Source organism: Microbacterium sp. zg.Y909 (assembly GCF_024626565.1).
Genome location: NZ_JANJFJ010000159.1, coordinates 1 through 9,857 on the forward strand (window position 1 = coordinate 1; position 9,857 = coordinate 9,857).

General features: G+C 71.4%; 13 protein-coding genes and 1 pseudogene. 4 read left to right on the forward strand and 10 right to left on the reverse strand.

What is annotated here, in order from left to right:
* A pseudogene (locus NQ160_RS12435) lies at positions 1 to 311 on the reverse strand (aminotransferase); the annotation flags it as partial.
* Between the two features lie 112 nt (positions 312 to 423).
* On the opposite strand from NQ160_RS12435, the gene NQ160_RS12440 reads away from it, so the two are divergent.
* Positions 424 to 822, forward strand: coding sequence for a phage holin family protein (locus NQ160_RS12440; RefSeq protein WP_257515545.1), 399 nt, complete (start codon positions 424 to 426; stop codon positions 820 to 822).
* Here NQ160_RS12440 and NQ160_RS12445 read toward each other — a convergent pair.
* Positions 788 to 2,128: a hypothetical protein gene (locus NQ160_RS12445; RefSeq protein WP_257515546.1), complete on the reverse strand. Its 1,341-nt coding sequence runs from the start codon at positions 2,126 to 2,128 to the stop codon at positions 788 to 790. The genes NQ160_RS12440 and NQ160_RS12445 overlap by 35 nt on opposite strands.
* Complete coding sequence (locus NQ160_RS12450; protein WP_257515547.1) at positions 2,125 to 2,397, reverse strand: hypothetical protein; 273 nt, start codon at positions 2,395 to 2,397, stop codon at positions 2,125 to 2,127. Before NQ160_RS12450 ends, NQ160_RS12445 begins: the two co-directional genes overlap by 4 nt.
* Positions 2,398 to 2,511: 114 nt before the next feature.
* On the opposite strand from NQ160_RS12450, the gene NQ160_RS12455 reads away from it, so the two are divergent.
* A complete protein-coding gene (locus tag NQ160_RS12455) occupies positions 2,512 to 3,018 on the forward strand; it encodes a low molecular weight protein-tyrosine-phosphatase (RefSeq protein ID WP_257515548.1) in 507 nt (168 codons plus the stop codon).
* Positions 3,019 to 3,054: 36 nt separating this feature from the next.
* Positions 3,055 to 4,446, forward strand: coding sequence for an adenylosuccinate lyase (gene purB, locus NQ160_RS12460; protein ID WP_257515549.1), 1,392 nt, complete (start codon positions 3,055 to 3,057; stop codon positions 4,444 to 4,446).
* Positions 4,447 to 4,494: 48 nt separating this feature from the next.
* Here the strand turns inward: purB and NQ160_RS12465 are convergent, their stop codons facing one another.
* Both NQ160_RS12465 and NQ160_RS12470 read right to left on the reverse strand, forming a co-directional pair.
* On the reverse strand, positions 4,495 to 4,830 hold the full coding sequence (locus NQ160_RS12465) for an amino acid transporter (RefSeq protein ID WP_257515550.1): 336 nt from the start codon (positions 4,828 to 4,830) through the stop codon (positions 4,495 to 4,497).
* Positions 4,827 to 5,483: an acyl-CoA synthetase gene (locus tag NQ160_RS12470; RefSeq protein WP_257515551.1), complete on the reverse strand. Its 657-nt coding sequence runs from the start codon at positions 5,481 to 5,483 to the stop codon at positions 4,827 to 4,829. Before NQ160_RS12470 ends, NQ160_RS12465 begins: the two co-directional genes overlap by 4 nt.
* A gap of 133 nt (positions 5,484 to 5,616) precedes the next feature.
* On the opposite strand from NQ160_RS12470, the gene NQ160_RS12475 reads away from it, so the two are divergent.
* Complete coding sequence (locus tag NQ160_RS12475) at positions 5,617 to 6,759, forward strand: PQQ-dependent sugar dehydrogenase (protein WP_257515552.1); 1,143 nt, start codon at positions 5,617 to 5,619, stop codon at positions 6,757 to 6,759.
* A gap of 4 nt (positions 6,760 to 6,763) precedes the next feature.
* Here NQ160_RS12475 and NQ160_RS24880 read toward each other — a convergent pair whose 3' ends face one another.
* The 5 genes from NQ160_RS24880 to NQ160_RS12500 form a co-directional block, all read right to left on the reverse strand.
* Positions 6,764 to 7,666, reverse strand: a complete 903-nt coding sequence (locus NQ160_RS24880) for a VOC family protein (protein WP_257515553.1) — start codon at positions 7,664 to 7,666, stop codon at positions 6,764 to 6,766.
* A 69-nt stretch (positions 7,667 to 7,735) separates the two neighbouring features.
* Positions 7,736 to 8,185 carry an iron chaperone gene (locus NQ160_RS12485; RefSeq protein ID WP_257515554.1) on the reverse strand — a complete coding sequence of 150 codons (450 nt, stop codon included), beginning with the start codon at positions 8,183 to 8,185 and terminating at the stop codon, positions 7,736 to 7,738.
* A 2-nt stretch (positions 8,186 to 8,187) separates the two neighbouring features.
* Positions 8,188 to 8,604: a VOC family protein gene (locus NQ160_RS12490; protein WP_257515555.1), complete on the reverse strand. Its 417-nt coding sequence runs from the start codon at positions 8,602 to 8,604 to the stop codon at positions 8,188 to 8,190.
* Positions 8,605 to 8,609: 5 nt separating this feature from the next.
* On the reverse strand, positions 8,610 to 8,990 hold the full coding sequence (locus NQ160_RS12495) for a helix-turn-helix transcriptional regulator (protein WP_257515557.1): 381 nt from the start codon (positions 8,988 to 8,990) through the stop codon (positions 8,610 to 8,612).
* A gap of 120 nt (positions 8,991 to 9,110) precedes the next feature.
* Positions 9,111 to 9,857: MATE family efflux transporter (locus tag NQ160_RS12500; protein WP_257515556.1), on the reverse strand; the 747-nt coding region annotated here is incomplete at its 5' end.

Genomic DNA, 9,857 nt, shown 5'->3' on the forward strand with positions numbered 1-9,857 from the left:
GCGCCTGCCGTCGCGAGGGCCAGCTGCTGCAGGATCGACACGCTGCCGGCCGCCACGTGCACCGCGTCGCTGCTGACACCGAACCGCGCCGCCAGCCGGGCGCGCAGCCGCGACGCCGACGCGTCGGGATAGCGGTTGACGGCGATCGCCGAACGCAGGGCCTCGACGACACTCGGCAACGGCTCGAAGGGGTTCTCGTTGCTGGAGAGCTTGAATGCATCGGCGCCGGCCTGCTTCCCCTGCCGGTAGGGCGGGAGGGCGGCGATCTCGGGACGGATCCGCACGGGCGCGGGCGAGGGGGCCTCAGTCACATTCCGAGCCTACAAGCGCGGCGCCGCCCCCAAAGCACGGCCGAGAACCCGCGCGCGGGCGGCACCGGCAATTCGCGACGGCGTCGCGCCGCGGCATGGGACACTGCTGGGCATGCGCTTCATCATCCGCGTCGTCGTCAACGCCTTCGCGATCTGGGTCGTGACCCTCATCCCCGCGCTGCAGGTCACGGTGATCGCCTTCCCACCCGGCGAGACCCTGCAGCTCGTGCTGACCCTGCTCGCAGTCGCCGCGATCTTCGCGCTGGTCAACACGATCATCGGCACGGTCATCAAGATCGTCGCGCTCCCCCTGTACATCCTCACCCTGGGGCTGATCTCGTTCATCATCAACGGGTTCCTGCTGTGGCTCACGGCGTGGATCACGGGGTTCTGGCACTGGGGACTGCGCCTGGACGACTTCTGGTGGGGCGTGGTCGCCGCGATCGTGATCTCGCTCATCAACTGGTTCTTCGGCATCATCCTGCGCCCGCAGCGCCGTCGCCGCGACTGAGCCGCTCGTCACGGCGCGCCGCTGCCCAGACCGTCGTCTCGACGGATGCCGCGGCGCCCAGTTCCCCGAGCACATCGCGCAGCGGCTGCACGCGGGGATCGGTGCTCGCATCGAGCATCGCCGACGTCTCGGCGTAAGCGGTCATGTGGTGGCTGGGCAGCGTGAGGTCGCCGACGTGCGCCCGCGGGTGCGCGACGCGTTCGGCGACGAAGCTCCCCGGCGCACCGACGACGGCCGGAAGGCCCCCGTCGGCCAGCGCCGCGACGGGGTCGTCGGCGTGCCGCACGCTCACGCTCAGGGTGCCCGCGCCCACATCCGCCGCCACCGGCGACCCGAAGGTCACGACCGTGCGGGTGTCGAAGCCGCCCTCGGTCGCCAGCCGCGAGGCGATCATGCCGCCCTGTGAATGGCCGAAGGCGTGCACGGCGTCGCCTTCGCCTGCGCCGGCCGCGCGCAGCGCATCGACCACGACGGCGTACGACGCCGCGGTCTCCCCTCCATAGAGCTCCAGGTTGGACTGCATGTCGAAGGGGTCCTCACCGCCCGAAGCCGCCGTCTGCGTCCCGGCTATGTAGACCGCGAACTGCCGGGTGCCATCCGGCATGGTGTACTTCTCCACCCGCACGCGCGCGTCGCCCTCGCCCGGCATGCGGGCCGCTGCCTCGGCGAGCGAGGCGGGGGCCGCTCCCCGCGCCGATTGCCGCAGCGGCACGGCGGCCACCGGCGGCGGGTGTCCCGTCAGCCGCTCCCCGACGTCGACGGTGCCGCCACCGTGGGCGCGCACCGCCTGCCGGAACACCGGCAGGCCGACCGAGAGCGCGCCCAGCGTGAGCGGCCCCGCTTGCATCCCCAGCGCCAGCAGCTGGCCCCCGAACGCCGTCCCCATGTCTGCTCGCCACGCGCGCAGCGCCAGATCCGCCGCCCGCGCCGCCTCGGGGTCGGTGGCGCGCGCCAGCAGCAGCGCGACCCGCACGCGCATGATCTGCGCGCCGTCGCCCCCCGCTTCGGCCGCCACCAGCTGGGCCCGCAGCTCGACGATTTCGTACACCGCCGAGGCGTGACGCAGCCGCGCCGCGAGGGCCCGTGCCTCATCGGCCGATGCCGCCACCTCCCGGCTGAGGGCGCGGGCGTCGCCGGTCTCCGGCTCCGCGAAGACCACGCCGGACAGGTCGGTCGCCACGGCCGCGAGCGCGTCGGCGTCATCGTCGAGTGCGGCGGCGACCAGTTCGAAGCCGCCGGCGGCGGCATCCAAAGACGCGGTGTCCACCGCGATCGGCCCCGAGCCGCGGATCTCGAGGTCGCTCACGGCTCCGGAGTCCAGCTGCTCTCGAGGCGGTCGCGGGTCTGCACGAGGCGCTCCCGCAGCTGCACCATCGGCCGGTCGATGCGCGCCACACCCTCGACCCAGGCGTCCACCGCGTCGCGGAACGCCCGCGCCGCGCTGGACTGCCAGTCCGTCTCGCGCGCCATCCCCATCGCACGCGCCCGCACGTCGTCCAGACCCGCCTGGATCGCCGTGAGCCTGTGCAGGGCGGCATCGACGCCGGCGATGTCGTCGCGCAGATCCAGGGTCATGGGTTCGACTCTCGCCCCTGCCCGTGCCCCGGCGGCGCCTTCACGGCCGCGCCGGGGACAGCCGGCGGAAAACCGGCTCTGTGCAGAGCGCGTCGATATCGCCATGATGGGGGGATGAGTGTCGCCGTGGACCCATTCCGCGTCGTCTTCGTCTGTACCGGAAACATCTGCCGCTCCCCCATGGCCGACATCGTGTTCCGCTCGTTAACCCGACGGGCAGGACTCGACCACCGCGTCTCGTCGTGGAGCGCAGGCACCGGTGACTGGCACGTGGGCGAGCGCGCCGATGCGCGCACCCTCGGCGCGCTCGCCCGCCAGGGCTATGACGGCGAGCTCCACCGGGCCCGCCAGTTCACCCAGGAGGACTTCGACCGCTCCGACCTCGTCGTGGCGCTGGACCGCAGCCACGAGCGCATCCTGCTGGAGTGGGCCCCGAGCACCGCGGACGCCGACAAGGTGTCGCTGCTGCGAACGTTCGACTCCAGCGCGGGCGACCACCTCGACGTGCCCGACCCCTACTACGGCGGGCCGGAGATGTTCGATGAGGTGCTCGGTATGATCGAGAGCGCGTGCCGGGCCCTCTTCCGGCAACTCGAACCCGCGGTCCGTCAGCCCCGCTGAGCGATCTGTTCCACCGCGCCGGCGATCGGAGTCCCCGTGCCCACGTCCCTGCCCCCCCAGCCGCTGAGCCCCCTCGACGGGCGCTACCGCGCCGCCGTGGCCGACCTTGCCGACTACCTCTCCGAGGCAGGCCTCAACCGCGCCCGGGTCGAGGTCGAGGTCGAGTGGATCATCGCGCTGACCGACCGCTCGCTCTTCGGCACCACTCCCCTGCAGCCGGGCGACAAAGACGCCCTCCGTGCCCTGTACCGCGACTTCGGCCAGGCCGAGATCGACTGGCTGGCAGACAAAGAGGCCGTGACCCGGCACGACGTGAAAGCCGTCGAGTACCTCGTGCGCGACCGCCTGTCGACACTGGGCCTCGATGCCATCGCCGAGCTGGCGCACTTCGCCTGCACCAGCGAGGACATCAACTCCGCCTCGTACGCGCTCACCGTGCAGCGCGCCGTGGAGCGCGTGTGGCTGCCCAAGCTCCGCTCGGTCATCGACAAGCTCCGGGCGCTGGCGGTGGAGCACAAGGATGCCGCCATGCTCTCGCGCACCCACGGGCAGCCGGCGACTCCCTCCACGATGGGCAAAGAACTTGCCGTCTTCGTCTGGCGGCTCGAGCGGGTCGCCGCGCAGATCGCCGGCGGCGAGTACCTCGCCAAGTTCTCGGGAGCCACCGGCACCTGGTCGGCCCACCTCGCCGCCGACCCCGACGTCGACTGGCCCGAGCTGTCGCGCACCTTCATCGAAGGGCTCGGCATCGGGTTCAACCCCATGACCACACAGATCGAGTCGCATGACTGGCAGGTCGAGCTCTACGACCGCGCCCGGCACGCCGGCGGCATCCTGCACAACCTCGCCACCGACGTGTGGACCTACATCTCGATGGGCTTCTTCGCCCAGATCCCCGTGGCCGGCGCCACCGGATCGTCGACGATGCCGCACAAGATCAACCCGATCCGGTTCGAGAACGCCGAGGCCAACCTCGAGATCGCCGGCGGCCTCTTCGGCACGCTCGCCCAGACCCTCGTGACCTCGCGCCAGCAGCGCGACCTCACCGACTCGACGACGCAGCGCAACATCGGGGTCGCCTTCGGCCACTCGCTGTTGGCGCTGGACAACCTCGAGCGGGGCCTGGGCGAGATCTCCCTGTCGCGCGATGTGCTGCTGGGCGACCTCGACGCCAACTGGGAGGTGCTCGCCGAGGCGATCCAGACGGTCGTGCGCGCCGAGATCGCTGCGGGCCGCTCGCAGATCACCGACCCGTACGCGCTGCTGAAGGACCTCACGCGCGGTCGCCGGGTGGGCGCGGCGGAGCTCGCCGAGTTCGTCGACGGCCTCGACATCGGCGACGCCGCCAAGGAGCGCCTGCGGGCGCTGACCCCGGCCGACTACACCGGGCTCGCCGAGCAGCTGGTCGACACCCTCATCGCCGAGTGAGTATTCGCCTCGCCGAGTGAGTACTCGCGGCGCCGAGCGGGCGCGGTGTCAGCGCTTGTCGTCGGCCTCGGGCGCCGTCCCGGCGTCATCGCGATCGCTGCGGTCGGTGCGCATGACCGGTCCGTCGATCGGCTTGGCCACCTGCGCCGGGTCGACCACGAGGATCAGCAGCGCCAGCCCCACCAGGGTGACGATGAACGAGATGCCCGCGACGATCAGCGCCACGACGACGGCGCGCTGGGTGTCCTCCGGCGGTCCGGCCTGCAGCGCGCCCATCGACAGCAACGTCACGATGCCGGCGAAAGCGGCGGCAGCGAAGGCGAGGCCCAGCAGCTGTACGGGCTTGAGCAGCTCGCGACGGGTGGGACGGGTGGGTTCGGTCACGACATGCCTCCGGAGTGGGTGACGACCGGGGGTGCGGTATCGGTCTCGGTGCGCCGCGGCGAGAAGCCGGCGATGCCGAGGTACACCCCGATCACCGCCGCGTACGCGCCGAAGATGCCGACGCCGATGACGATGCCGGTGAGGGTGAACCATTGACCGGCTTCGTCGACGAAGTAGTCCAGCTGGTAGCCGGCGGGCACGACCAGCATGCCCAGCCCCAGAAGCAGCGTGACGGCGCCGACGACGATGGCGTCGCGGGCGTCCGAAGCCGCCGGCGACAGCGCGGCGGCGCGGCGGCGGGCGGCGATGCCCGCGGCGAGCTCGGCGGCCCCGGTGGCCAGCGCCCAGACGATGACGAGCACGAAGAACACCGTGGTGGTGCGCAGCCCTGGCGCGCCGCCGATCATGCCAGCGACGAGGGTGAGGATGCCGAGCAGCACCGAGGGCCAGCGCTGGCCGGACGGAAAGACCAGCCATACCGACAGCAGCAGCACGAGGGCGGTCGCGACCGCGAACCCGCTGAAGACCGCCATCCCGACGACCGCGGAGTGGTCGGGCGAGAAGGTGATCATGATGCCCGCGGTCAGCGCGAACAGCGCGCGCGCCAACTGAAGGTGGCGCACGTCGAACGTGCGGGGGGTGGTGTCAGACACGGCGGAACTCGTCAGCTCAAGAGATGGGATGCCTCCAGTCTAGGTCGTCGTCGGCTGGGAGACCCTCGGACGCAAGCCTGTCGCGCCGCGTCGTGGCGCGGGTAACCTGGCCTCCCGTCCTTGCGGAGGTCCCGTGAACATCACCGCCCGGAGGTCCCGACGCGCCGCACCGGCCGTGCTTGCCGCGCTGGCCGTGCTCGCCGCCGCGGGGCTCGTGACCGCATGCGGTGCCGAACGCACGACGGTGCCGTCGGCAGCACCCGTTCAGACGCCCACCCCCTCGGCGTCGGCGACGACGACGGCGACGGCGGCGCCGAGCCCGCCGTTCGACGTGGTGACCGGCCTCGACGCGCCGTGGTCGCTGGCTCCCGTGGGCTCGTCGGTGCTGGTCAGCGAGCGCGACACCGCCCGCGTGTTCGAGTGGACCGCCGCCGGCGAGCTGCGGGAGCTGGCGGTGATCGACGACGTGGCCCACGGTGGCGAAGGCGGGCTGCTGGGGCTGGCGGCCGCGGACGGCGCGCTCTACGTCTACGCCACGACGGCGGCGGGAAACCGCGTGCAGGCGTTCACCCTGTCGGGAGAGCCCGGCGCGCTCACGCTCGGCTCCCCCCGCACGGTCATCGAGGGCCTCCCGGCGTCGGGCACGCACAACGCCGGGCGCATCGCGTTCGGTCCCGACGGCATGCTGTACGTCCCCGTCGGCGATGCCGGTGACTCGCAGGCCGCGCAGGACGCGACCGCGCTGAACGGCAAGATCCTGCGGCTCACCCCCGACGGCGGCATCCCGCCCGACAACCCCACGCCGGAGTCGCCGGTGTACAGCCTCGGCCACCGCAACGTGCAGGGCCTGGCCTGGGCAGAGGACGGGCGCCTGTTCGCGAGCGAGTTCGGGCAGAACACGTGGGATGAGCTCAACGTCATCGAGCCCGGCGCCAACTACGGCTGGCCGGTCGTGGAGGGCGCGGCATCCGAGCCGGGTTTCGTCGACCCGGTGGCGCAGTGGCCGACGGCGCAGGCGAGCCCCAGCGGCATCGCGATCGTCGACGGCACGGTGCTCATCGCCAACCTGCGCGGAGAGACCCTGCGCGCCGTGCCGACCGATGACCCCGCGGCATCGGTCGATCACTTCGCCGGTGCGTACGGGCGCCTGCGCGACGTGCTGCTCGCTCCCGACGGACGCGTCTGGATCGTCACCAACAACACCGACGGGCGCGGCGACGAACGTGCCAGCGACGATCGCATCGTGTCGGTGGATGCCGGCGACGTCGTCCGCTGATGGCTCAGAAGTCGGCGATCACCAGCTTGTGCATGTCGAGCATGCGGGCGTAGGCGCCCGGCCGCCGCATCAGCTCTCCCATGTTCTCGGGCACGATCTGCCAGCTCAGACCGAACCGGTCGGCGAGCCACCCGCACTGCTCGGCCTCGGGCACCGCCGACAGCGCGCTCCAGAGCCTGTCGATCTCGGCCTGGTCGGGGCAGCTCACCTCGAGCGAGACGCCGCACGTGAAGGAGGAGTCCTGCGGCACGGCGGAGTCCATCGCCGTGAACCACTGCCCCTCCAGCTGGAAGTCGCAGAACATGATCGCCCCGGCGGGGGCGGGGCCGGCCTGCTCGGGGTACTCCGCGATCGTGCCGATGCGCGATCCCTCGAACAGCGACGTGTAGTACTCCACCGCTTCGCGGGCGCGGTTCTGGGCGTCTCCGCCGAACATCAGGCTGGGCATGAGGAAGGGCCGGGGCTCGTCTCCGTCTTCGTCGAGGATGAGCTGCCAGCTGACGCCGTAGCGGTCCTGGACCCACCCGTAGCGAGGGCTGTACGGGTACGCGGCCAGCTCCATCATCACCTCGCCCCCGTCGACGAGGCGCTCCCACAGCGCGTCGAGCCGCTCACGCGCGACATTCGCGTCGCCGCCGAAGAGCATGCGGTCGAAGTTGAGCATGAACGACACCGAGGGGTTCGGCCGAAACTCCGGCCCCGCGTTGATGAAGCTCAGCCGGTACCCGTCGATCTCGACGTCGACGGTCAGCTCCGCTCCGGCGAAGTCGCTCTGAAAGCCCGGCAGCCCCTCGTTCGGGTAGCGCGCGGTGACGGTCGACGTCGCGCCGGGGAACGCCGACGTGTAGAACTCCGCGGCCTCCGCGGCGTTGTGGTCGAACCAAAGATTCGGGACGATTCTCTGCACGGAAGACCTCCTTGTCGGGTGCGTCACCGCCCAGCATCCACGCGAGGCCGTGCGCGCGCAAGAAGTCCTTCAGCCGGCCGCGTTCTTCAGCAGCGCGCGCATCTTCTCGTCCACCGCGTCGGTGTAGTCGAGCACGGCGAACGACGTGGCCCAGAACTCCCCGTCGTCGAGCGCGGCGTCCTCGTTGAACCCGATCGTGGCGTACCGGGTGTCGAACTTCGACGCCGGTTGCAGGAACGTCACCACCTTGCCGTCCTTGGCGTACGAGGGGAAGCCGTACCAGGTCTTCGGATCCAGGTGCGGCGCGGTCTCGGTGACGGCGGTGTGGAATCGCTCGGCGATGGTGCGGTCGGGCTCGGGGAGCGCGGCGATGGCGTCGAGGCAGGCCTGCGCCTCTCTCTGCTTCTTCGCGCCGCCCTTGCCGTTCTTGGCCTGGGTCTTGAGTTCGGCGGCGCGCTGCTTCATTGCGGCGCGCTCGGCCGCGCTGAAGCCGGATTCACCGGTGCGGGTGTCGGTCATGATCAGCCTTTCTGGTTCTGTTGAATGCGGATGAGATTGCCGGCCGGATCGCGGAAGGCGGCGTCGCGCACGCCGTAGTCCTGGTCGACGGGTTCCTGCACGACGTCGGCGCCGGCCGCGGCGACCGCGGCGAAGGCGGTGTCGAGGTCGTCGGTGGCGAGGTTCACGCCGAAGTAGCTGCCCTTGGCGATGATCTCGAGCAGCACCTCGCGTTCGTCATCGGTCAGGTCGCTCCCCACGCCGGGCGGATGCAGCACGATCGCGGTGTCGGGCTGGCCCACCGGGCCGACCGTGATCCACCGCATGTCCTCATACCCCACGTCGAGCCGCACCTCGAACCCGAGCACGTCGCGGTAGAACGCGACGGATGCCTCGGCGTCGGTGTGCGGCAGGAAGCTCGATTGAATCGTGATGTCCATGACCGTCACGGTACGAGTGCGGAGGCGTCCTGCGCTTCTTGATTCCTGACCGGTCTGGTGAGGCGCTTGGCGATGCACGGCAGCATGCCGGCGCGAAACGGTGCCCCCTGCTCTCGGTAGACGCTGGGCGGCACTCCGACCAGCTCGGTGAACCGGGTGCTGAACGTGCCCAGCGAAGATGAGCCGACGGCGAAGCACACCTCGGTGACGCTGAGGTCGCCTCGGCGCAGCAGGGTCATGGCCCGCTCGATGCGCCGGGTCATGAGGTAGGCGTACGGCGACTCCCCGTAGGCGAGCTTGAACTGCCGGCTCAGATGGCCGGCCGACATATGCACGTCGCGGGCGAGGGATGCCACATCCAGCGGCTGCGCGTACTCGCGGTCCATGCGGTCACGCACGCGGCGCAGCAGCACAAGCGTCTGCAGATCCTGGGGCGTGCGTTCGGCCACGGTGAGATGGTCGCACAGCCGGCTGCGTCGTCGCCAGGGTCGCGAGCCGTGGTCGGCTCAGCTCGCGCGGTCGCGCCGGCGTCTCGGGCGCTGGGTCACGCGCCGACGCAGCCGCTGCGCGCGGGTGGCCGGCGCCACCACCGGCACCGGCTGGGTCACGACGGCGTCAACGGCCATCGATCCGTCGACGGGGCCGATCACGGCGATCGGCGTCGTGGGGGTCACCGTGTCGGGCAGCACCGGCATGCCGGCCAGGCGCCGGTGCTCGCGGATGTAGGCCGGCACGAGCAGCACGACCGCCCCGAACCAGGCCAGCGGGTTGCTCCAGGCGACGCCGGCGAAGCCGATGAGCCCGCCCAGCACGACGGCGGCGACGACGCGCATCACCAGCTCGATCACGCCGGTGACGGTGGGGATGAGGGCGTGCCCGAGGCCCTGCAGGGCGCCGCGGACGACGAAGAGCACGCCCAGCAGGCTGTAGCTGACGCCATTGATGACGAGCATGAGGGCGGCAAGGCCCACGACGGCATCCGCGCCTTCCCCGACGAACAGGCGCACCACGCCGCTGCCGAACACGACGAGCAGCGCACCGACGACGACCGAGGCCGCGATCGACATCCACACCGCCTGCACGACGCCGCGGCGGATGCGGTCGGGGCGCCGCGCGCCGAAGTTCTGCGCGACGTACATCGAGACCGCGAGCCCCAGCGACTGCAGCAGCGCCACGGCGAGGGAGTCCACGCGCGACGCGGTGGTGTACGCCGCGACCGCGTCGGCGCCGAGCTCGTTCAGGCGCACCTGCAC